The sequence below is a fragment of the Nocardia sp. NBC_01503 genome, assembly GCF_036327755.1.
Lineage (GTDB): Bacteria > Actinomycetota > Actinomycetes > Mycobacteriales > Mycobacteriaceae > Nocardia.
In genome coordinates this window covers 3,789,730-3,812,002 of record NZ_CP109596.1, presented here as the reverse complement: position 1 = coordinate 3,812,002, position 22,273 = coordinate 3,789,730, and the positions used below count along the sequence as shown (strand labels likewise).

Genomic DNA, 22,273 nt, shown 5'->3' with positions numbered 1-22,273 from the left:
GCAGCATACGGAGAGCAACCTGCGACACGCGGAGAACACGCGGACTCGCGGGAGCCCGAGCCGGATTGCGTCACCTCGTCTCCCGGCACACAGCGTCCACCGGGTCACCCATACCCGTCGGTCCGACACTTGATGAACGGCTGCCGAAAGCCGCATTTCAGGCGTGTCGATTCCGCTACGTTGGGCTCGAAATCAGTTAGATCCGCTGTACCGCACGGGAGAGTTGTCGCATGGCGACCATCGAATACCTCCGGACGGACCCCGACCTGCCTCCGGTCGGTGTCGTGGACCGGACGCCCCTCACGCCCGCCAAAAAGGGCATCTTCCTCGCCATCGCCGTACTCGGCGCGATCGCCTGGGCGATTCTCGCGTTCATGCGCGGCGAAGATGTCAATGCCGTCTGGATCGTGATCGCCGCGGTCTGTACGTATGTGCTGGCGTACCAGTTCTATTCGCGGCTGATCGAATGGAAGATCACCAAACCGCGGGATGACGTCGCCACTCCGGCCGAAGAGCTGGAGAACGGCCGCGACTACATGCCGATGGACCGCCGCGTGCTGTTCGGGCATCACTTCGCCGCCATCGCCGGCGCGGGCCCGCTGGTCGGACCGGTGCTGGCCGCGCAGATGGGATATCTGCCGGGCACCATCTGGATCATTGTCGGCGTCGTGTTCGCCGGTGCGGTGCAGGACTATCTGGTGCTGTGGGCTTCGGTGAAGCGCCGCGGCCGCAGCCTCGGGCAGATGGCGCGTGACGAACTCGGTGTGGTCGGCGGTGTCGCCGCCATCGTGGCCGTGCTGGTCATCATGATGATCCTGCTCGCCGTGCTCGGCATCGTGGTGGTGAATGCCCTTGCGGCGACACCGAATGCGAAGACCGGCGTACTCGAGGGTGGCAGCCCGTGGGGCGTGTTCTCCATTGCCATGACCATTCCGATCGCCCTGTTCATGGGCGTCTACCTGCGCTTCGTGCGCCCGGGCAAGGTCGGCGAGATCTCGCTGGTCGGCTTCGCACTGTTGTTGCTGGCCATCATCTCCGGCAACTGGGTCGCCGGGTCCGGTTGGGGCCGTGACCTTTTCACACTGTCGGGCACCAGCATCGCCTGGATGTTGATCATCTACGGTTTCATCGCCTCGGTGCTGCCGGTGTGGCTGCTGCTCGCCCCGCGCGACTACCTCTCGACCTTCATGAAGATCGGCACCATCGGTCTATTGGCGATCGGAGTACTGGTCACCATGCCGGTGTTGCACGCGCCCGCCATCTCGCAGTTCGCGAGCAACAGCAGCGGTCCGGCGTTCGCGGGCAACCTGTTCCCGTTCCTGTTCATCACCATCGCCTGTGGCGCGCTCTCGGGATTCCACGCGCTGGTCTCCTCCGGCACCACGCCGAAGCTGCTGGCCAAGCAGTCGCAGGCGCGCATGATCGGCTACGGCGGCATGCTGATGGAGTCGTTCGTCGCGGTCATGGCGATCATCACCGCCAGCATTATCGATCAGCACCTGTACTTCGCCATGAACGCCAGTCCGGCGGTCACCGGGGGCACTGCGGAGAAAGCCGCCACCTATGTGAACAGCCTTGGACTGCAGGGTGATCCGATCACCCCGGATTATCTGAATCAGGCCGCTGCCGATATCGGCGAGAGCAAGATCGTCTCGCGCACCGGTGGTGCGCCGACGCTGGCCATCGGCATGTCCGAGGTGCTGCACAAGCTGTTCGGCGGCTCGGGGCTGAAGGCGTTCTGGTACCACTTCGCGATCATGTTCGAGGCGCTGTTCATCCTCACCACCATCGACGCGGGAACCCGCGTGGCGCGGTTCATGCTCTCGGATTCGCTCGGCAATCTCGGTGGCGCGGCCAAGAAGTTCAAGGATCCGTCCTGGCTGCCCGGCGCGTGGCTGTGTTCGGCGATCGTGGTCGCGGCCTGGGGCTCGGTGCTGCTCATGGGTGTCACCGATCCGCTGGGCGGCATCAATACGCTGTACCCGCTGTTCGGTATCTCCAACCAGCTGCTGGCGGCGGTGGCGTTGACCGTGGTGCTGGCCATCGTGGTGAAGAAGGGCCTGGTCAAGTGGGCCTGGATTCCGGCGCTACCGCTGGTCTGGGATCTGATCGTCACCATGACGGCCTCGTTCCAGAAGATCTTCTCGGGTGATCCGAAGATCGGCTACTGGACGCTGCACCACAACACCATCGTGAAGCGGGACGCCTACCTCGCCGCGCAGGACTCCGGGCAGCTGCCCAAGGGAGTGGCGGACGCGGCGGCGCTGCAGACGCAGATCGACAACCTGGAGAAGACGATTCGCAATACCTTCATCCAGGGCACGCTGTCGATCGTGTTCGCGGTGCTGGTGCTGATCGTCGCCGTCGTAGGCGTGTGGGTGTGCCTGCGCGCCATTCGCAAGGGGGTCGCGGAAACCACCGAATCGCCCGAGGAACCGTCGAAGATCTTCGGGCCGAGCTCCTTCCTGGCCACGAAGGCGGAGAAGGAAGTCCAGCAGGAGTGGGACACCCTCGTCGCCGAAGGCAAGATCAAACCCACCGGTGCGGCCACGGCACACGCGCACTGAGTCACACTTGTCCTCGATGAACGAATCCACCGCCCCGTCGCCCGCAGCCCCGCTGCGGACGGCGGGGCGCGCGGTTCTCCGTGCCCTGCGCGCCGTGATCTGGTGGTTCAACTCGATCCTCGGCGGCAACGACTACCAGCGCTACGTCGACCACCTGCGGTTCCAGCATCCGGACGCCCCGGTCCCCAGCGAACGCGACTACTGGCGCGACCGCCACGACGCGGCGGCCCGCAACCCCGCCAACCGCTGCTGCTGAAGGTTGTCCGTACGTCAACGCAACAACTGATTTCGCGACGGTCGGGGTAACTCCCCGGGTACGCCCATAATCGGGCCGGCTCCCCAGGTAGGTGCGCGTGCCCAACGATCGACGGCTCCAAGCCTGGCGCTGAAGGTTCGGGGAGGCGGGCGTGCTCGTGTCCATTTTCCGCTAGCGCGCGGTCTCCCGGGCTGCGATTGTGGTTCTTGTGAGTGCGAACGAGCTGGACTTCGAACGGTGCTACCGCGCCGTGGCCACCCGGGATGCCCGCTTCGACGGGCAGTTCGTGACCGCGGTGCGCACCACCGGAATCTATTGCCGCCCTTCCTGTCCGGCGATCACCCCGAAACCCGCCAACGTCACCTTTCTACCTACCGCCGCGGCGGCACAACAGTCCGGCTTCCGGGCCTGCCGTCGCTGCCTGCCCGATGCGGCACCCGGCTCACCGCTCTGGAATACCCGCGCCGACCTGGCCTCCCGGGCCATGCGACTGATCGCCGATGGCGTGATCGAACGGGGCGGGGTGCCCGCCCTGGCCGATACGCTCGGCTATTCACAGCGCCAGCTGACCCGGGTGCTCACCTCCGAACTCGGGGCCGGACCGCTGGCCCTGGCGCGGGCGCATCGGGCGCATACCGCCCGGCTGCTCATCCAGACCACACACCTGTCCATGTCGGATATCGCGTTCGCGGCGGGCTTCGCGAGCATCCGGCAGTTCAACGACACGGTGCGCGAGGTATTCGCGGTCAGCCCGACCACCCTGCGGGATGAATCGCGACGCCGCAATGGCGACACCCTGCCCGCCACGAATGGCCTACTGACACTGCGACTTCCGTATCGCGAACCGCTGGACAAGCCCTGGCTGGAGTGGTTCCTGTCCTCGCACGCCGTGCCCGGAATCGAACTCTGGGAGGACGGCCACTACAGCCGCAGCCTGCGAACCCCGCACGGCCACACCACTATTCGCATGTCCATCCAACCCGGGCACGTGCGTGCTTCACTGGCCCTGCACGATATGCGTGACCTGGCCCCCACCGTCGCCCGGCTCCGACACTTCCTCGACCTGGATGCCGACCCCATCGGCATCGACGAGGCACTCATGGCGGGAATTACCGGGAAACCGCGTGCGCTGTCACCGGGCATTCGGGTTCCCGGATGTCTCGACGGTCCGGAACTGCTGCTGCGCACCATGATCGGGCAGCAGATCTCGGTGGCGGCGGCGAATACGCATACCGCTCGGCTGGTGCAGACGCTCGGGGAATCCATTCCCGGCGCGATCTCACACCTGTTCCCGACTCCCGCCGCCATTGCCGCCCACGGCGCGGAGGTCCTGACCGGACCGGCGCGACGAGTCGAGGCGATCGCGGCCGCGGCACGGGCGATCGCGGACGGTGAGCTGATTCTGCATGCCGGGCGCACCGCCTCCGAATTGCGTCGCGACCTGCTCACCCTGGATGGGGTGGGGCCGTGGACCGCCGACTACGTCACCATGCGACTACTCGCGGATCCGGATGTCCTACTGCCCTCCGATCTGATCGTGCGCCGGGGTGCGGCCCTGCTCGATATCGACCTGGCCGATACCGCCCGCTTCGCGCCCTGGCGCTCCTACCTGACCATGCACATGTGGAAGCACGCGCTGGCCGCGCCCACCCCCGATGGCGCTCCTGTCGCCCGGAAAGTGAGAACAGCACCGTGAATACCCAAACCGTCACCGCGACCGCAGATTTCGCCACCGTCACCACTCCGGCGGGGCCCTTCACCGCCCTGGTCGATCCCGACGGCGCGGTACTGGCCTCCGGCTGGACTGCCGACGCCGAGAACCTCCGCGGCCTCATCCACGCGACCCTGCGCCCCGGCGCTCTGCATGAGCGGACCGAACTGGGACAGGTCACCAAGGCCGTCGAGGCATACCACTCGGGTGATCTGACCATCATCGATTCGATTACGGTGCGCCAGCTTTCGGGCCCCTTCCTGGTCCACGCCTGGGAGGTGCTGCGCAAGATTCCCGCCGGCGACCCGGTCACCTACACCGATTTCGCCGCCGCCTCCGGTCGCCCCGCCGCCACCCGCGCCGCCGCGAATGCCTGCGCCCGCAATGCCGCGGCCCTGTTCGTCCCCTGCCACCGGGTCATCCGCACCGACGGCAGCCTCGGCGGCTTCCGCTGGGGCCTGGACATCAAGCGCTGGCTCCTGAACCACGAAGCCTGACGCCCCCAAGGCATTTGAACGAATGCTCAGCAGGAACTGATGGCGGCAATCGCGGTACCCCGTCGCCGCCAGTTCCTGGTGAGCAACCGTCCAGGCGCATTGGGAATACCGGACGGGTGATCACGGGTACCGACGGTGCGGGTTTCGGGTGGTTCGATGCCACATCGGTACCGCTGGGCGCACAGGCAGCTGGGTGCGGGCGACGGATCAGGCGCTCAGGGAGGTTTCCAGGTGGGAGCCGGTGCGGCCGCGGATTACGTGGAGGCGGCTCGGGATTCGCTGGCGCATTTCGTCGACGTGGCTGACCACGCCTACGACTCGACCGCCCGAGCGGAGTTCGTCCAGGACGCCCATGACGGCGTCGAGGGTGTCGGCGTCGAGGCTGCCGAAACCCTCGTCGATGAAGAGGGTGTCCAGGACCAGGCCACCGGATTCAGCTGCCACCACATCGGCGAGGCCGAGGGCCAGAGCCAATGAAGCCATGAAGGTTTCGCCGCCGGAGAGGGTCTTCGCCGGACGGATGGCTCCGGTGTAGTCGTCTCGGATATCGAGGCCGAGGCCGCCGCGCCGACCGCGCGGTCCCGCGGCGTCGGTGTGCACGAATTCGTAACGGCCACCGGACATTCGGCGCAGACGTACCGAACCGGCCACGGCCACCTCTTCGAGGCGGGCCGCGAGAACGTAGGACCGCAGCGACATTCGGCGATTGTTCTCACCGCGGCCCGCGACCACCTCCGCGAGGCGTGCGAGTTCGTCGTGAGCGCGCTGGATGGGGGCCAAGCGGTCGACGGCCGCCCAGAGCTGGGAGCAGAGCTCTTCGAGTTGCTCCACGCGCCGGGTCGCCACCGTATGCGCGGAGACGGCACGTTCGAGGGCCGATTGTGCTTCGGCGACAGCGGTTTCCAGGGATTCCAGATCGCCGAGGGCGACCTCCGCCACGGCCTGGATCTCAGGTTCGGCGAGGACGGCTTCGGCGTGCGCGCGGGCGCGGTCCGCGGCGATCAGTTCGGCTTCGATATCGGCCTGGCGCTGCGCGGGCCGGGAGGCGGCGTCGACCGCGCGGGCGTACTCGGCCAGGACGGTGTAGTCGGGGCCGGTCTCGCCCATGACCGGTGGCGCGGTCTCGACCAAACCGGCGTCGTAGGAAAGCTTTTCGACGCGTACCGCGAGCGAGGCGACCTGTTCGCGCGCCAGCGCCGCTTCGGTTCGCGCCTCACGAACCGCCGTGGCTCCCGCGACCAGGGCGTCGAGGCGAGCTCGGCGACGCTCCACCGTGCCATCGGCACCGGCGGCGGTGGTGAGCCGCTCGGTGAGTTCCGCGAGCCTGCGATCGGTGGCGACCACGCGTTCCATCGTCGCGCTGGAACGGCTTTCACAGTCGCGCAGTTCGTCCTGCAGGCGAGTGTCCTCGGTCCGCAAGCGCTCCAACTCGGCGGTCAGGCCATTGGCGAGCTCGGCACGGTCGCGCGCTGCGGCCCAGCGCGTTTCGGCCTCGGCCAAACCACCGGCGAGCTCGGCTTTGTCGGCGTCGCCGCCCCGCTCAACCAGCACCTCGATGGCGCGCTCCAGCTCCGCGACCTGCTGCCCGGCGCGATCACGAGCGGCTTCGGCGGCCCGTTCCGCGGCGAGCGCGGTCTCCTCTGCCTGCTTGGATACAGCCTGCGTGGTGGGCCGCGCGGGCGCGGGATGCTCGGCCGACCCGCACACCGCACAGGGCTCCGAATCCACCAGCGCCCCGGCCAATTCCGCGGCCATACCCGCCAGCCGCTGCTCCCGCAGCGAGAGCGTGTGTTCCCGCGCATCCAGATGCCGCACCCGCGCCGACTCGAAACCCGTTGCCGCACGCGTCAACTCACCACGCCGCTGCTCCAACTCCAGCGCGGCCTTGGCAGCCGACTTCAACCGCTCCCGCTCGGCCTCCAGTACCGGCAGTCCGGCCGCCGCATCGGTGGCCTCCCGCAGCCGAACCTCCACCCCCGCAATAGCTTGCGGCACCTGACGACGTCGCTCAGCCAGTTTCGTCAGCCGTCCCGACAGCTCCCGCTGCTCCCCGCGCAGCCGCTTCAACTCCCCCATGAGCCGCTTGGCCGAATCCGCATCGGCCAGCACCTCATCGAGCGCACCCATCTGCGCACTCCACCGCTGCACGGCGGCCTCCAACCCGCGCCCCCGCCCACCGGGCGAACTCACCTCCGGCTCCCTCTCGCGATCGGCCGGGACGGGCTGCTCGATCGCTTCGAGGTCGGCCGCGTAGTCGCTGTTCGACAGTTCGGATGCGGCAAGATCTGTTGCGGCCCAGGTGGTTCCGTCGAGTTCGGCGGAGGCGGGTTCGAGCAGGCGGGTGGCGAGGTGTTCGGCGGTGCGGGTGGCCTCCTCTTCGCGGCGGCGCAGGGTTACCGCGGCGGTACGGGCTTCGGTGAGGGCGGTGGCGACCGGTTCGGCGCGGCGGGCGCGGTCGAGTTCGGACTGGAGGTTTTCGCGGTGGGGGGCGGATTCCGCGTGGGCGGCGAGGTGGGTGGTGGCCTCGGTGCGGCGGCGGTGCAGCGTATGCAGGCGGCGCTGCTCCTCGGCGGCGGCGCGGGCGCGGGCCGAGATCTGCTGGCGCCGTTCGCGTTCGGCGGCGGTGGCGGTGAGGTCGGCGCGGGCGGCGGTCAGCAGGGTGCGGGACCATTCGCCGGATTCGAGCAGGCCCGCGGTTTCGGTGGCGGGGAGGCCGGCGGCCGTGACGACCTGGCCGATGAGGCGGTCGATGGTGCTTTTGCGGGTGTCGAGGTCGGCCCCGCTGGCGCGGCGCTTATCGATCAACCACTGTTCCGCGGTACCGAAACGTTCGGTGTCGAAGAGCTTTTCGAGGAGCTTCTCGCGATCCTCGTTATCGGCGCGGAGGAAGCGTGCGAAATCGCCCTGCGGCAGCAGTACGACCTGGAAGAACTGATCGGCGCTCATACCGAGCAGGCGGAGCACCTCATCACCGATATCGGGAATTCGGGACAGGTGCTGGCCGCGGCCGTCCAACCACTCCAGGGTCGCGGACGCGTTCTCTTTGACCCAACCGCTCTTCGCGCGCGTGCTCGGGCGCTGAAACTCCGGTGAACGCGTCAAACGCAGGCGGCGACCGCCGAGCGTGGCCTCCAATTGCACACGCGGCGGGGTCTGTTCATCGGCGTGATCGGAGTGCAGCCGTTTCTCACCGCGCGCCCCGGGCACGCTCCCGTAGAGCGCGAAGGCGACCGCGTCCAGCACGGTCGTCTTGCCCGCACCGGTCTGGCCATGCAGCAGGAAGAGCCCGTCGGCCCCCAATTCGTCGAAATCCACCACGGCGGTCTCCGCGAACGGCCCGAAAGCCGTCAGCTCCAAACGATGCAGCCGCACGCTCGATCCCCTTCCGCCGCCACACACCATCCAACATCCCGGCGCATACGACTGCCCTCGGGACACGCCGTCGCGCCTCCGCGATAACCCGTCATGCACTCAACTCGGCTGCGCCACCATCGGATTCGGGCGGCGTGAGACCGAAAAGTCCTAGATCGCCATCCAATTCGCCGTCACCCGATAGCCGCGTGCCGCCATCGTCCGCGACCGGCCGCCGCTCCGGCGACTGCTCCGACCGCACGTTTTCGCCGAGGGGGGCGGCGGCTGCCGGAGCCGCTTGCGTGCCGGAGCTCGGCTCGCTCACGTCCGGGCGGTCGACGCGAACATCCGGCCCCGCCGCGGGGGCCCGCACCGGACCATCCTTCTCGCGCGCGGCCGCGCCGAGGGCCCGTTCGAGCCACGTCATCTCGCCCGAGGTGGGTGCGCCGCGCACATCGGTGAGGAAGCTCTGGGCGATCTCGGTGTCACGGCGACCGTGTACGCGTTCGCGGTAGTGCAGCTCCGGATTGCCTTCCGGGCGTGCCCATTCCACATGGACCGCGTGCGGGAAACGCTCCCGCAGTTTGCGCAGCGCGTCGACCGGCCGGGCCTGATCGGTGAGGGTGGCCGAGACGTAATCCGCTTCGGCGGCAGCGTGTTCCGGCGCTTGGAGCAGCTCTTCCATAGTGCCGCTGAGCTGGCTCAGCCCGCGCACCACCGGCAGCTCATGCCGGGTCACCTCCGACAAACCGTCGGCGTCGAGATCGACGATCCACACCGATTTGCGATGCGAACGCTCACCGAACGAATAGGGCAGCGGCGATCCGGAGTACCGCACCGACTCCGACAACGTCTGCGGCGAGTGCAAATGGCCCAGCGCCACATAGTCGATATCCGCGAATGCGCCGAGCGGCACCGTCTCCACCCCGCCCACCGAAATCGAACGCTCGGATCCGGTCGCCTCCCCGCCGACCACGAAGGCGTGCGCCAGCACCACCGAGCGCACCCCGGCGCGGGCCGCGAGATCCACGCGAATCAATCCCATGGCCGCGTCCAGAATCTCCGCGTGCGAACGCGCCTGTGGCACGCCCAGTTCCGCGCGGGTGATTTCCGGCTCCAGATACGGGATTCCATAGAAAGCCACCTCTCCGTGCGAATCGGACACCATTACCGGCCGTGCCACTTCGGCTATGCCGCATCGAAGATGCAATCCGCCCGCCGCGGCGAAGGTGCCCAGCGCCCCGAGCCGAGTCGGCGAATCGTGATTGCCCGAAGTCGCCACAATGGTCGCCCCCGCGGCGCGAATCGCCTCGAATCCCCGATTACACACCGCGATCGCATCGGCGCTCGGAATGGAGCGGTCGTACACATCCCCCGGCAGCACCACCACATCCACCCGCTCCGCGGCCACGAGTTCGGCAATGGCGCGCAGCGAACACTCCTGATCGGACAGCAGATCGACACCGTGGAAGGTGCGTCCGATATGCCAGTCGGAGGTGTGCAGGATTCGCATGCCGCCGACGGTAGGCGATCCCCCCGACAGTTTCATCGGCACCCAGGCGCGCCGCCACGAACTCGCCGATGTATTGCCGGGCACGTGCACAATGGCCGGTTCAGCAAGCCTCTCGCCATCCGGCCCATCCTCTACGCCTTCCCAGCCCCTCCGTCAGCCCGGCGCGAGCCCTTCGTCACCCCGGCGCGCTTTTGGCCGGGATCCATACGATTCGAATGCGTACTCCCGGTGTTGATCCCGGCCAAAAGCATGCCGGGATGACGGCATCTTTCCCGCCCCAGTCGCCGTTGGCAAAAGGTGCCGAGCGGCGGGTTTGCCGCCGCTTTCACGGAATTGTCGGTGGCATGCGGCAAACTCGCCTCCCATGACCGCACCGATGCTGTTCGCGCTGCTGTTGGTCTTCATCGCCGGGCTCGGCGTGGGATGGCTGGGCCATTCCGCGCGCGCGGGGCAACGGGCCGCGGTCGCCGAAGCGCGCTTGAATTCGATGCATGACAACGAACGGTTGTTACGACAGTCACTGGGTGCGGCGAGTGAGGATGCGGCACGGCGGCATTCGCATCAACTCGGGGCGATGATGGAGCCGCTGCGCGAGGCGGTCGGCACGCTCAATCGCCATATCCAGGAGGTCGAGCACAATCGCATCAACGCGTATTCCGGTCTGCGCGAACAGGTTGCGGGAATGCAGCACATCTCCCATCAGCTCTCCACGCAGACCTCACAATTGGTGGCCGCGTTACGCGCCCCGCAGGTGCGCGGGCGCTGGGGTGAGATCCAATTGGAGCGGGTGGTGGAGCTCGCGGGTATGACCCGGCACTGCGATTTCGACACCCAGGTCACCCGGCGCGCGGGCACCACCGGCAGCACCGAGGGGGTGGTGCGCCCGGACATGGTGGTGCGGCTGGCGGGCGGTCGGCAGATCGTGGTCGATGCCAAGGTGCCGTGCACCGCGTATCTCGAGGCCGCCTCCACCGAGGATCCGCGCGAGCGCGATAACCAGCTGAGCCGGCATGCCAAACATCTGCGCAACCATGTGGATCAGCTGGCGGCCAAAGAGTACTGGGCCGCCTTCGACCCCTCCCCCGAATTCGTCATCCTGTTCGTCCCCGGTGATCCGTTCCTGGATGCCGCACTGGGCGCCGATCCGGGACTGCTCGAATACGCCTTCGGTCGCAATGTGGTCCTGGCGACCCCGACCACCTTGATGGCGCTGCTGCGCACGGTCGCACTCGGTTGGCGACAGGAGGCCATGTCGCAGGATATGGCGCTGATCCAGCAGCTCGGCCGTGAGCTCTACGCACGGTTGGGCACGACCGGCCGCCATCTGGACCGGCTCGGCGCGCAATTGGGCAAGGCGGTGGATTCGTTCAATTTCACCGTCGCCTCCATGGAGACGCGCGTGATGGTGACCGCCCGCAAACTTCACGATCTAGAGATTTCGGACACTCCGGTCGAGGAAATCCAGCGCGTGGAAACCTGGCCCAGGGCGGTGGGATTCGCCGATTCCGAGTAATGCCCTTGACTCGCTCGGGGATCTCGGCATGATGTCGCCTACCTCGCGGAACGGCCACATGCTTTAGTGTGCTTGACGTGGCAGTTACCCAGCGCGAGCGAGCAGAGGTGCCCCCGTCGCACCGTTCGATCCTGCCGACGGTCCCCGGCGTCTCCGCCGGGATCGCGGTGCTCACTGCCGTGACCTGCACCTTCATCGGATTCTTGATCGACGCCATGGGTGGCGACGAGCTGACCGGTACCTTCGCCTCGCTGTATGTGATCGGCTGTGTCCTGGCCGTGCTCATCGTGCGGTACCGCGGACTCTTCACCACCGTGGTGCTGCCGCCACTGCTGCTCTTCCTGGCCGTACCGCTGGCGTATCAGCAGATGCTCGGCAACTCCGGCGGATTCAAGATCAAGGAAATCCTGCTGAATCTGGCCATCCCCCTGGTGAATCGCTTCCCCACCATGGCGCTGGCAACCGTACTGGTGCTGATCATCGCCGCGGGTCGGGTATTCCTGCACCGCCGTGAGCAGAGCGGCGAATCCGGCAGTCCGTTCGGCACACCGCGCGCCCGGTCCACCCGGCCCGTGCGCACCCCGCGTGCCGCGACCGATACCAAGGATTCCGCCAAACGACGCTTTCGATCCTCCCCGGCGGATCAGGGTGGCGCGGACGCATCCGAATCGACTTCGGGCAATCGCCGTCCCGCCGGTCGCGTGGCGGCCCGCCCGCCGCGGGTGGGTGCGGATCGCTCGGCCGCGGCGGGGCAGACCGGCAATCGGCAGTCGGGCGGTCGCCAGCCCGGCACCGATCGCAAGCGCACCCCGCCCGCCGACCGCAAGGCGAATCCGGACCGTAAGCCGAATCCGGATCGCAAGCCCACCGGTGAGCGCAAGCCCCCGCCTGAGCGCCGCGCCAATCCGGCCGAGCGCGCCAATCCGGCGGGCGCCGCCGAACCGCGCCGCCGCCGCGCGCAGAACCCCGAGGTGCCGCCGCATCCGCGCCCGAATGTGCGCTACCGCGAACGCGATTCGGGCCGCATCGAGCGCTGAGAACACCCCCCATGAGCAAAAAGAATCCCCGTACCTCGCAGGTACGGGGATTTTCGTATAACCCGAATCAGCTACGCGCGGAACGCAATTCGCGCGGCAGCGAGAAGACCAGCGTCTCATTTGCGGTGGTGACCGGCTGCACATCGCCGAAGCCGTGCTGGGCGAGCATCTCCAGCACACCCTCGACCAGGATCTCCGGCACCGAGGCCCCGGAGGTGAGACCGATGGTCCGCACCCCGTCGAACCACGCCGGATCGACCTCGCGCGCATAGTCGACCAGATGCGCGGCACCCGCGCCCGCGGTCAGCGCCACCTCGACCAGGCGCACCGAATTGGAGGAGTTGCGCGAGCCGACCACGATCACCAGATCGCAGGCGGGGGCCATGGCCTTCACCGCGGTCTGCCGATTGGAGGTGGCGTAGCAGATGTCATCGCTCGGCGGATCCTGCAGATTCGGGAACTTGGCCCGCAGCCGATGCACCGTCTCCATGGTCTCGTCCACCGAGAGCGTGGTCTGCGAGAGCCAGATCACCTTGTTCTCATCGCGCACGGTGATCGCGTCGACCGCATCCGGACCATCCACCAACTGGACGTGATCGGGGGCCTCTCCGGCGGTGCCCTCGACCTCCTCATGCCCCTCGTGGCCGATGAGCAGAATGTCGAAATCATCGCGCGCGAAGCGCTTGGCCTCCTGGTGCACCTTGGTGACCAGCGGGCAGGTGGCGTCGATGGTGTGCAGATTCCGTTCGGCGGCCGATTCGTGCACCGCCGGGGAGACACCGTGCGCGGAGAACACCACGAGCGCGCCCTCGGGCACCTCGTCGGTCTCGTCCACGAAGATCACCCCGCGGTCCCGCAGGGTCTCCACCACGTGCCGGTTGTGCACGATTTCCTTGCGCACATAAATAGGCGCACCGTGCTTTTCGAGAGCCTTCTCCACCGTCACCACCGCCCGATCGACACCGGCGCAATAGCCGCGAGGCTCAGCGAGCAGAACCCGCTTCGGGGCGTCGGCATCCACACCAGCGGACCGGACGATTCCGACATTCAAAGGGATAGCCGAGGACATGCACCTCAGAATACTGGCCCCGACGGCGGCCTGCCCCCCGGCTATAGGCGACACCACACCCGCCTACCCCTTGTCCAAACAACCAACGTTCGCAGATCCAAAGCACTCAAGGTTCGCGGGTCCAAAGCATTCAAGGTTCGCGGCCGTCCCGGTTCTGGACTGAGTGGAGCGGGGGAGCGCAGCGGAGGAGCGGAGGGAGGGAAGAACCGGGACTTCAGGGCCGCGAACCCGCCCGGAGCGGAGCGGAGGGCAGAAAATACAGCGGAGGGCCAAAGATACCGCTCTCACCTTTGCATCACACGGCGTTTCGGGCAGGCTAGGGGCATGTTCCGACCTCCGTTCCTGGCCCGGGTCGCCGCCGGGGCTGCTGTATATGCCCTAGAGGAAACTCGGCGGCTACCTGCCAGTGCAATCAATTTCCCGATCACCGCGATCAGTCAGATGCTGCAGACCACCATGCATCTGCAGCAGTTCGTGACCAGCCTCGCTCTCAAGGGTGACGCCGTTTTCGACCGTTTGGTCAATCAGCCGGAAGAACAACCGGCCTGGGCCACGTTCGATGAGGACGAGGTATTCGAGCAAACCCCCAGCGCCGCCCCGGAATCGGTGCGCAAGAGCAGTTTCGATCTGTTCGAACCGGTCGATTCGGTCGATTCGGTCGAAGAAACTCCGGTCGCCGCGGCGGCCGAGGCCGTATTCGACGAGCCGGAACCGGTTGCGGCCGAACCGGAACCGGTTGCCGAGCCGGAGATCACCACGCCCGCAACGGCTTCCACGGCGTCCACCAATGGCCACAACGGCAGCGCGCCGGTGCTCGAGCCCGAGGTGGCCGTCCGCTACGACTACGCCAATATGACCCTGGCTCAGCTGCGTGCCCGGCTGCGCATGCTCACCGTCGAGGATCTGTCCTCGCTGCTCGATTACGAACAGCACACCCGCGACCGCGCGCCGTTCGTCACCATGTTGACGAATCGGATCGCAACCGTTCAGGCCAAGTGATTCCAACCCCCTGAGCGCCGACTGCCCGTGGCCGGGTACGCCCGGATGGTCGGCGCTCTCTCATGTCCGGAGCAGTGCGCGAGCAGGCTTTCGGCGGGTGTGAACGCATCCGGTCGGTGGGTGCTGCCACAATCGGTGCGGTGACCACCGACCAACCGGCGAAGCCGACCAGTACCGCGGATAATCCGATGCCGGTGCGCACCATCGCCGTGAAGGTGGCGCAGTGGATCGACCGGTTGGGTGCGGTCTGGGTCGACGGCCAGATCACCCAGATCAATCTGCGGCCCGGTACCCGCACCGCGTTTCTGGTGCTGCGCGATACCGCCGCCGATATGTCGCTCACCGTCACCTGTGATCCGGATCTGCTGCGCAATTCCCCGGTGCCGCTGCAGGAGGGCAGCCGCGTCGTGGTCTACGGCAAACTGTCGTTCTTCACCGCACGCGGCACGGTGTCCTTGCGTGTCACCGAGATTCGGCCGGTGGGCATCGGCGAACTGCTCGCGCGTATCGCCCGGTTGAAGGCGCTGCTGGATGCCGAGGGATTGTTCGATCCGCGACTCAAACGCCCGATTCCGTTCCTGCCCAATCGCATCGGGCTCATTACCGGCCGCGCGAGTGCCGCCGAACACGATGTGGTGACGGTGGCGACACAGCGCTGGCCCGCCGTGCGATTCGATATTCGCAATACCGCCGTACAGGGACCGACCGCCGTACCGCAGATTCTCCAGGCCCTGGCGGCGCTGGACGCCGATCCGCAGATCGATGTGATCGTGCTGGCGCGCGGCGGTGGCAGTGTCGAGGATCTGCTGCCGTTCTCCGATGAAACTCTCTGCCGGGCAATAGTTTCCGCCAAGACGCCGATTGTCAGCGCGATCGGTCACGAGCCGGATAATCCGCTCAGCGATTATGTCGCGGACCTGCGCGCGGCCACCCCGACCGATGCCGCCAAGCGCATCGTTCCCGATGCCGCCGCCGAGGCCGCGCTGCTGCGTGAACTCCAGGCGCGTGCCGCCGCCGCATTGCGCGGTTGGGTGGATCGCGAATCCCGTGCGCTGCAACAACTTCGATCGCGCCCGGTACTCGCCGACCCGCTGCGGCTGCTGGATCAGCGACACGATGAGGTGGAGCGGTTCCGCACCGCGACCCGTCGCGCCATCAATCAGTCGCTGAGCACCGAGTCCACCGCCACCCGGCATCTGCGGGAGAAGCTCTCCGCACTCGGCCCCGCCGCCACGCTCGCGCGCGGTTATGCGGTGGTACAGAAGGTGATCGGTAAGGAACGCGAGGTGGTGCGCTCCATCGACGATGCCCCCGCGGGCAGTCAGCTTCGTATCCGAGTGGCGGACGGTGCGCTCACCGCCGCCGCGCTCGGCTCCCAGTCCCTGCGTCCCCGAAAGGAATCCACCCCCGAATGACTGATACCGACCTCGCCGAGATCGCCACCTTCGGCTATGAACGCGCCCGTGACGAACTCGTCAATGTGGTGAAGATGCTCGAACAGGGCGGCCTGGACCTGGACGATTCGCTCACGCTCTGGGAGCGCGGCGAGGCGCTCGCCAACCGGTGCGAAGAGCATCTCGCGGGAGCCCGTAAGCGCGTGGAAGACGCACTCGCGCATCGGTCCGAGAAGGACTGACTGCTAAGAGCGCGGGAGCGCCGGGGCGTTGCCGATCGCCGTGGCGAGGGTGTTGAAGGATCCGGCATTGCCCGCGCCCTTGATCAGAACCCTGGTGCCGCCGAAGTCGGTGATCCAGGCGGATTCGGTGCCGGGCTCGGCGTAGACGACCCATTTGCGGTCGCCGATCTGCTGCACCCCGGTGGCGTAGCGGGTGCCGGTGATCTTCTTGGCCAGCACCTCTTCGGCGGCATTGGATTGGGTCAGCTGCATATAGCTGCCCTGCGGGGTGATGTAGCCGACGGTGCTGGAGACGCCGGGATCGCGACTGCCGGAGTTGGGCTTCCAGTCGGCGGGCAGCGCGGGCTCGCGAATGTCGAACGGCAGCTGATGCGCGTCCTCGGCGAGGGCGGTGTGCGCGTCGAAGTTCGGAACCTGCCCCGCGGTCGGGCCATTGGCGCTGAAGGTGCACTGGCTGGCAATGCCAGCGATGACCAGGCAGATCAGGACCAGAGGCAGGAGGGACCAGAACAGGTCCTTCCAGTCGTTCATGATCCGCGGCTTCGTGTTCGGCACGCCCCCCAGTATCCACGGCGGGTGAATGCGACCCTCCTCACAGGGCGGGTGCCGGTCGGCGCGCGTCAAGCGGCGGATCCGTAAAGGTCCAGCACCGGCGCGGAAGTGAAACGTCAGTACTTGGTTAGGGCCGCGAAGCGCAATGAGACAATTCACGCAGCAGTAGACAACCAAGGAGGCACCGTAATGACGGCACCCACGCCCGCACCCAGCCGCCGCGAGGCCCCGGATCGCAATCTCGCGCTGGAGTTGGTCCGGGTCACCGAGGCCGGCGCCATGGCCGCGGGACGCTGGGTCGGACGCGGCGACAAGGAGGGCGGCGACGGCGCCGCCGTCGACGCCATGCGCCAGCTGGTGTCGACCGTGTCGATGCGCGGCATCGTGGTCATCGGTGAGGGCGAGAAGGACGAAGCGCCCATGCTGTACAACGGCGAACTCGTCGGCAATGGCGAGGGCGCGGAGCTCGACTTCGCGGTCGATCCGATCGACGGCACCACGCTGATGTCCAAGGGCTCGCCCGGCGCGATCTCGGTCCTGGCGGTCGCCGAGCGCGGCGCCATGTTCGATCCCTCGGCCGTGTTCTACATGGAGAAGATCGCCGTCGGCCCGGACGCCGCCGATGTCATCGACCTATCGGCGCCGATCGCGGAGAACCTGCGCCGGGTCGCCAAGGCCAAGAACTCCTTCGTCTCGGATCTGACCGTCTGCATCCTCGATCGCCCCCGGCACGAGCCGCATATGCGCGAGGTCCGCGAGGCCGGCGCCCGCATCCGCCTGATCTCCGACGGTGACGTCGCGGGCGCTATCGCCTGTGCCCGTCCGGAATCCGGCGTCGACCTGCTCATCGGTATCGGCGGCACCCCCGAGGGCATTATCGCCGCGGCGGCCATGCGCTGTATGGGTGGTGCGCTGCAAGCCAAGCTGGCCCCGAAGGATGAGGCCGAGCGGCAGAAGGCCATCGACGCCGGCCACGATCTGGATCGCGTGCTCGGCACCGAGGATCTGGTCTCCGGTGAGGACGTCTTCTTCAGCGCCACCGGCGTCACCGACGGTGATCTGCTGCGCGGCGTGCGCTACTACGGCGGCGGCGCGTACACCCAGTCGATCGTCATGCGCGCCAAGTCCGGCACCGTGCGCATGGTGGACGCCTACCACCGCCTGACCAAGCTGCGCGAGTACGCCTCGGTCGACTTCGTCGGCGACGACGATGCCAGCCCGCCGATGTTCTGAGCGAATCCCATACCGGGGCAATGACTTCGGACGTCCCTCGTCATCCCGGCATGTTTCGGCCGGGATCTACATGATCGATGTGGATCCCGGCCGAGAAGCGCGCCGGGACGACGGGGGGATGGCGCCGGGACGACTGGGACGCGGGTGCACGCCAGTATGGGCGCGGGTGCACGCCAGGACGACGGGTCCAGCTTCGGCTGCTGTCGTATTCCCGGCATCGCGTGTGCGGATTCTCCCAAGCGTGGCACCCCCACGCACTCTCGTCCCGGCCTAGGGTCGAACCCATGACCGACGACACCCGGTACCGCATCGAACACGACACGATGGGCGAAGTCCGCGTCCCCGCACAGGCGTTGTGGCGAGCCCAGACTCAGCGCGCGGTGGAGAACTTCCCCATCAGCGGCCGCGGTCTGGAGCGCGCGCAGATTCGCGCGCTCGGCCTGCTGAAAGCCGCCTGCGCCACCGTCAATCGCGATCTGGGCCTGCTCGACCCGATCAAGGCCGATGCCATCGTCGCCGCCGCCACCGAGATCGCCGACGGCAAGCATGACGATCAGTTCCCCATCGACGTCTTCCAGACCGGCTCGGGCACCAGCTCGAATATGAACGCCAATGAGGTGATCGCGAGTATCGCCGCGAACAATGGCGTCACCGTGCACCCCAACGACGATGTGAACATGTCCCAGTCCTCGAACGACACCTTCCCCACCGCAACGCATGTCGCCGCCACCGAGGCCGTGGTGAAGGATCTCGTTCCGGCGCTGGATCATCTGCGGCTGGCGCTGCTGGACAAGTCGGTGCAGTGGCGCGAGGTGGTGAAGTCCGGGCGCACACATCTGATGGACGCGGTGCCGATCACCCTGGGCCAGGAGTTCAGCGGCTACACCCGGCAGGTGAGCGCCGGTATCGAACGACTGCTGACCACACTGCCGCGCCTGGGCGAGCTGGCCATCGGCGGTACCGCCGTGGGCACCGGCCTGAACGCGCCGGACGGATTCGGTGCGAAAGTCGTTGTGGAGCTGAAGAAGTCGACGGATCTCGATGCGCTCTCCGAGGCGCGCAATCACTTCGAGGCGCAGGCCGCCCGCGATGGACTGGTCGAGCTCTCCGGTGCGCTGCGCACGGTCGCCATCAGCCTGACCAAGATCGCCAATGATGTGCGCTGGATGGGCTCCGGCCCGCTCACCGGACTCGCCGAGATTCAGCTGCCCGATCTACAGCCCGGATCCTCGATCATGCCCGGCAAGGTGAATCCGGTTCTGCCGGAGGCGGTTACACAGGTCGCCGCACAGGTCATCGGCAATGACGCGGCCATCGCCTGGGGCGGCGGCAATGGCGCGTTCGAGCTGAACGTCTACATCCCGGTCATGGCGCGCAATGTGCTGGAGTCGATTCGCCTGCTGGCCAATGTGTCTCGACTCTTCGCCGATAAGTGCATCACCGGATTGACCGCGAACGAGGAGCGGCTGCGCCGCCTCGCGGAATCCTCGCCGTCGATCGTGACGCCGCTGAATTCGGCCATCGGGTACGAGGAGGCCGCCGCTGTCGCCAAGGAGGCGGTCAAGGCGCACAAGACGATTCGGCAGACCGTGATCGATCGCGGGCTCATCGGTGACAATCTCTCGGTCGAGGAGCTCGATCGCCGCCTCGATGTGCTGTCCATGTCCAAGGTCGACGACACGAAGGAATAGCACGACCGAACGAACAGGCCCGGTGGCTACCGGCCACCGGGCCCGACTTCTCGAATATCACCGCGCCGCAATGATTTCCAGGTAGTTCTTCAGCTCGATATCGTTCTTCGACTTCTCGGTGGACTTCATCATCATGTCGAAGGCCCACGAGGTCAGGAACCAGTTGCGGAAGCGCAGGCCCAGGGCGGTTTTGGGGGCGAGGAACGGTCCCGCGTTCGCGCCGCCCGCCAATTTGCTGTAGCGCTTCATCATCTCCTGGTAGCGCGGGAAGGCGACGGTGTAATCACCGTCCGCGACGGCCAATTCACCGGCCAGCACATACGCGCCGACCACCGCCAGCCCGGTGCCGAATCCGGCCATGGTGTTGCCGTAACCGGAGTCGCCGAGCAGTGCGACGCGACCCTTGACGAAGTTCTTCATGCTCACCTTCGCGATGGAGTCCAGGAAGAAGCCGTTCAGACGGGGCAGGTCGGCCAGCATCTTGGGCACCTGCCAGCCGAGTCCGGCGAACTTCTCGGCGACGATGCGACGCTGGGCGTCGAGATCGTCCCGGTCGAAATCCAGCTTGGGCGAGGCGAACAGGTACATCTGTCCGGCCTTGGAGCTGCCCAGCGACGCCAGCCGTCCCGGGGTGTTCAAGGCATAGGACACCGCCCGCACCCGCGGTGCGTCCGGCTGCGCCTCCCAGTTCGAGGCTCCCGCGATGCTGTAGTAATGGCCCTGGTGCTTGACGAACTTCTCCTCCGGGCCGAAGGCCAGCTTGCGCACCCGGGAGTGGATGCCGTCCGCGCCGAAGACCAGATCGAAGGTGCGGGCCGGGGCGTGCCGGAACTCCACGCGCACACCGGTTTCGGTCTCGTCGAGCGCGGTGATGGTGTCGCCGAACAGGTATTCGCAGCTGTCCGCGGTGCGCTCATACATGACCTCGGACAGGTCGCCGCGCAGGATTTCGATATCGCCGCCGGTGAAGTCGCCCGAGATGAGCGCCTGCTGATTGCCCGCCTCGTCGACGATGACCATATCGGTCTTACCGGTCTGACGAGCCTTGATGTCCTCCAGGATGCCCATGCGCTCGAGCACCGCCATATGGGTTTCGCCGGTGAAGTCGACGGCCTGGCCGCCCTGGCGCAGGGCCGGGGCCTTCTCCACGACGGTGACCTGGAAGCCGTAGCGGTTGAGCCAGTAGGCCAGGGCCGGTCCCGCGATGGAAGCGCCGGAGATGAGAACCGTGGTGTTTCGCATGATGTTCTTCCTTCGAGTTATTGCGTCCGTCGGCCGCTGTTGTTGATTAGCGTATGCTGGACGCAGAAGAACGTCAAGAGAGAATTTTCCGGAAGGATGGCGACGATGCCGACCGCGTTCGAACTGCTCTGGCCCGCACCCGCGCGACCCAAACGCGGGCCCAAACCCTCCCTCACCCTGGAGGGCATCGTGAGCGAGGCGATCGCACTCGCCGACGCCGAGGGCTTGGCGAATCTGTCCATGCAGCGCCTGGCCGAACGGCTGGGCTGCGCGAAGATGGCGCTCTACCGGTATGTCCCGGGCAAATCCGAACTGACGGCGCTCATGCTCGACACCGCCTTCGGCGAACCCCCGGAAATGACCGCGGCACAGGCTGATTCAGCCGAACCATGGCGGGCCTACCTGCGCGTCTGGACCGAGACCATCTACGACCGCTTCGGCGAACACCCGTGGGCGCTGGAGCTGACGCCCGGTATCCGCCCCCTCGGACCCAATGAGATGAGCTGGCTGGAGAACGGACTCGCCGCCCTCGAAGACTGCGCACTGACCGCGGCCGAACGCTTCGACACCGTGGTCCTGCTGCTCGGACACGCACGCAGCCTGCTGCAGCAGGTGGGCGGGGCCGATGACGACGCGGAGGCTGAACTGGCAAAGGAGATGGGTGCGGTGCTGATCCAGCACGCCGACCGCTTCCCCCAGGTCGCCGCCGCCCTGACCGAACAGGCGACGCGACCGGAGGACGATTCGGGTCGGGGTAACGCGCTCCACTTCGGCATCGAACGGATCCTGGACGGACTCGGGGCATACATCGGCAGCCGGAAATAGATTCGGCCGGTGGGGATCCGGCCGAACACGTGCCGGAATGACGGGCGTGCTCTCGACCTACGAGGGCGCCCTCCCATACGGGGGTGCGAAGTTGGCAGCGATGCGCCGAACTCGTATGAGTGGGACCGAAGTCGGCCTAGAGTCGAGACATGTCGGAGTTACCTGAGTTGCAGCAGGACGCGGTTACGACCGTGCGGGAATTCTTCGCCGCCATGGAGGTGAAGGCCGTCACCGAGGCGCTCGAGCTCGCCGATCCCGGCATCGTCTGGAAGAACACCTCGCTACCGGATGTGCGCGGTATCGACCGGGTGCGCTGGGTGCTCGACAAGCTCAGCAACCCCCGCTACGGATTCCGAGTGGATATGCACCATATCGCCGCCGATGCGGATGGCGTGGTGCTCACCGAGCGCACCGACTACCTGCGCTTCGGGCCCGTGGAGATCTCGTTCTGGGTATGCGGGACATTCGAGCTCGTCGACGGTCGAATCACGCTGTGGCACGACCACTTCAGCTGGGAGAACTTCCTGCGCGGCACCGTGATGGGACTATTGCGCGCCGCACTCCCCCGTTGACGGCCACCC

General features: G+C 67.0%; 17 protein-coding genes and 1 pseudogene. 13 read left to right on the top strand and 5 right to left on the bottom strand.

Going from position 1 to position 22,273, the window contains the following annotated elements:
• Positions 1-230: 230 nt before the first annotated feature.
• From OHB26_RS17100 to OHB26_RS17085, 4 genes are all read left to right on the top strand, one after another.
• Positions 231-2,567, top strand: coding sequence for a carbon starvation CstA family protein (locus OHB26_RS17100; RefSeq protein ID WP_330185146.1), 2,337 nt, complete (start codon positions 231-233; stop codon positions 2,565-2,567).
• Positions 2,568-2,583: 16 nt separating this feature from the next.
• Complete coding sequence (locus OHB26_RS17095) at positions 2,584-2,823, top strand: YbdD/YjiX family protein (protein WP_330185145.1); 240 nt, start codon at positions 2,584-2,586, stop codon at positions 2,821-2,823.
• Positions 2,824-3,031: 208 nt separating this feature from the next.
• On the top strand, positions 3,032-4,519 hold the full coding sequence (locus OHB26_RS17090; protein WP_330185144.1) for a DNA-3-methyladenine glycosylase 2 family protein: 1,488 nt from the start codon (positions 3,032-3,034) through the stop codon (positions 4,517-4,519).
• Entirely contained in the window at positions 4,516-5,031 is a 516-nt protein-coding gene (locus tag OHB26_RS17085) for a methylated-DNA--[protein]-cysteine S-methyltransferase (RefSeq protein ID WP_330185143.1), read from the top strand. The genes OHB26_RS17090 and OHB26_RS17085 overlap by 4 nt, the downstream gene beginning before the upstream one ends.
• A gap of 207 nt (positions 5,032-5,238) precedes the next feature.
• Here OHB26_RS17085 and OHB26_RS17080 read toward each other — a convergent pair whose 3' ends face one another.
• Both OHB26_RS17080 and OHB26_RS17075 read right to left on the bottom strand, forming a co-directional pair.
• On the bottom strand, positions 5,239-8,403 hold the full coding sequence (locus OHB26_RS17080; RefSeq protein WP_330185142.1) for an SMC family ATPase: 3,165 nt from the start codon (positions 8,401-8,403) through the stop codon (positions 5,239-5,241).
• A gap of 361 nt (positions 8,404-8,764) precedes the next feature.
• Positions 8,765-9,895: pseudogene (locus OHB26_RS17075) on the bottom strand (exonuclease SbcCD subunit D); the annotation flags it as partial.
• A gap of 364 nt (positions 9,896-10,259) precedes the next feature.
• Here OHB26_RS17075 and OHB26_RS17070 point away from each other — a divergent pair.
• Complete coding sequence (locus OHB26_RS17070; protein WP_330185141.1) at positions 10,260-11,408, top strand: DNA recombination protein RmuC; 1,149 nt, start codon at positions 10,260-10,262, stop codon at positions 11,406-11,408.
• 77 nt (positions 11,409-11,485) lie between these two features.
• A complete protein-coding gene (locus OHB26_RS17065; protein ID WP_330185140.1) occupies positions 11,486-12,445 on the top strand; it encodes a DUF6542 domain-containing protein in 960 nt (319 codons plus the stop codon).
• Positions 12,446-12,512: 67 nt separating this feature from the next.
• Here OHB26_RS17065 and OHB26_RS17060 read toward each other — a convergent pair whose 3' ends face one another.
• The gene (locus tag OHB26_RS17060) at positions 12,513-13,514 is read right to left on the bottom strand and encodes a 4-hydroxy-3-methylbut-2-enyl diphosphate reductase (RefSeq protein WP_330185139.1); all 1,002 of its coding nucleotides are present in this window, start codon (positions 13,512-13,514) and stop codon (positions 12,513-12,515) included.
• A gap of 324 nt (positions 13,515-13,838) precedes the next feature.
• Here OHB26_RS17060 and OHB26_RS17055 point away from each other — a divergent pair, with 324 nt between their 5' ends.
• From OHB26_RS17055 to OHB26_RS17045, 3 genes are all read left to right on the top strand, one after another.
• Complete coding sequence (locus tag OHB26_RS17055) at positions 13,839-14,513, top strand: lipid droplet-associated protein (RefSeq protein WP_330185138.1); 675 nt, start codon at positions 13,839-13,841, stop codon at positions 14,511-14,513.
• Positions 14,514-14,701: 188 nt separating this feature from the next.
• Positions 14,702-15,928 (top strand): exodeoxyribonuclease VII large subunit, encoded by a 1,227-nt coding sequence (gene xseA / locus OHB26_RS17050; RefSeq protein ID WP_330185677.1) that lies wholly within the window; start codon positions 14,702-14,704, stop codon positions 15,926-15,928.
• Positions 15,925-16,149: an exodeoxyribonuclease VII small subunit gene (locus OHB26_RS17045; RefSeq protein WP_330185137.1), complete on the top strand. Its 225-nt coding sequence runs from the start codon at positions 15,925-15,927 to the stop codon at positions 16,147-16,149. Before xseA ends, OHB26_RS17045 begins: the two co-directional genes overlap by 4 nt.
• A 3-nt stretch (positions 16,150-16,152) precedes the next feature.
• On the opposite strand, the gene OHB26_RS17040 is transcribed toward OHB26_RS17045, so the two are convergent.
• Positions 16,153-16,704 carry a DUF4245 domain-containing protein gene (locus OHB26_RS17040; protein ID WP_330185136.1) on the bottom strand — a complete coding sequence of 184 codons (552 nt, stop codon included), beginning with the start codon at positions 16,702-16,704 and terminating at the stop codon, positions 16,153-16,155.
• A gap of 186 nt (positions 16,705-16,890) precedes the next feature.
• On the opposite strand from OHB26_RS17040, the gene glpX reads away from it, so the two are divergent.
• Positions 16,891-17,934 carry a class II fructose-bisphosphatase gene (gene glpX / locus OHB26_RS17035; RefSeq protein WP_330185135.1) on the top strand — a complete coding sequence of 348 codons (1,044 nt, stop codon included), beginning with the start codon at positions 16,891-16,893 and terminating at the stop codon, positions 17,932-17,934.
• A 284-nt stretch (positions 17,935-18,218) separates the two neighbouring features.
• Positions 18,219-19,625: a class II fumarate hydratase gene (locus OHB26_RS17030; RefSeq protein ID WP_330185134.1), complete on the top strand. Its 1,407-nt coding sequence runs from the start codon at positions 18,219-18,221 to the stop codon at positions 19,623-19,625.
• Positions 19,626-19,682: 57 nt separating this feature from the next.
• Here the strand turns inward: OHB26_RS17030 and OHB26_RS17025 are convergent, their stop codons facing one another.
• Positions 19,683-20,867 carry an FAD-dependent monooxygenase gene (locus OHB26_RS17025; RefSeq protein ID WP_330185133.1) on the bottom strand — a complete coding sequence of 395 codons (1,185 nt, stop codon included), beginning with the start codon at positions 20,865-20,867 and terminating at the stop codon, positions 19,683-19,685.
• Between the two features lie 105 nt (positions 20,868-20,972).
• On the opposite strand from OHB26_RS17025, the gene OHB26_RS17020 reads away from it, so the two are divergent.
• Positions 20,973-21,692, top strand: a complete 720-nt coding sequence (locus OHB26_RS17020) for a TetR/AcrR family transcriptional regulator (RefSeq protein WP_330185132.1) — start codon at positions 20,973-20,975, stop codon at positions 21,690-21,692.
• A 149-nt stretch (positions 21,693-21,841) separates the two neighbouring features.
• A complete protein-coding gene (locus tag OHB26_RS17015) occupies positions 21,842-22,264 on the top strand; it encodes a limonene-1,2-epoxide hydrolase family protein (RefSeq protein ID WP_330185131.1) in 423 nt (140 codons plus the stop codon).
• The last annotated feature ends 9 nt before the right edge of the window (positions 22,265-22,273 follow it).

Coding starts and splice junctions, on each gene's coding strand:
- OHB26_RS17030 (WP_330185134.1), top strand. CDS start 18,219: ATGACCGACGACACCCGGTACCGCATCGAACACGACACGATGGGCGAA.
- glpX (WP_330185135.1), top strand. CDS start 16,891: ATGACGGCACCCACGCCCGCACCCAGCCGCCGCGAGGCCCCGGATCGC.
- OHB26_RS17055 (WP_330185138.1), top strand. CDS start 13,839: ATGTTCCGACCTCCGTTCCTGGCCCGGGTCGCCGCCGGGGCTGCTGTA.
- OHB26_RS17020 (WP_330185132.1), top strand. CDS start 20,973: ATGCCGACCGCGTTCGAACTGCTCTGGCCCGCACCCGCGCGACCCAAA.
- OHB26_RS17045 (WP_330185137.1), top strand. CDS start 15,925: ATGACTGATACCGACCTCGCCGAGATCGCCACCTTCGGCTATGAACGC.
- OHB26_RS17095 (WP_330185145.1), top strand. CDS start 2,584: ATGAACGAATCCACCGCCCCGTCGCCCGCAGCCCCGCTGCGGACGGCG.
- xseA (WP_330185677.1), top strand. CDS start 14,702: ATGCCGGTGCGCACCATCGCCGTGAAGGTGGCGCAGTGGATCGACCGG.
- OHB26_RS17070 (WP_330185141.1), top strand. CDS start 10,260: ATGACCGCACCGATGCTGTTCGCGCTGCTGTTGGTCTTCATCGCCGGG.
- OHB26_RS17060 (WP_330185139.1), bottom strand. CDS start 13,514: ATGTCCTCGGCTATCCCTTTGAATGTCGGAATCGTCCGGTCCGCTGGT.
- OHB26_RS17015 (WP_330185131.1), top strand. CDS start 21,842: ATGTCGGAGTTACCTGAGTTGCAGCAGGACGCGGTTACGACCGTGCGG.
- OHB26_RS17025 (WP_330185133.1), bottom strand. CDS start 20,867: ATGCGAAACACCACGGTTCTCATCTCCGGCGCTTCCATCGCGGGACCG.
- OHB26_RS17100 (WP_330185146.1), top strand. CDS start 231: ATGGCGACCATCGAATACCTCCGGACGGACCCCGACCTGCCTCCGGTC.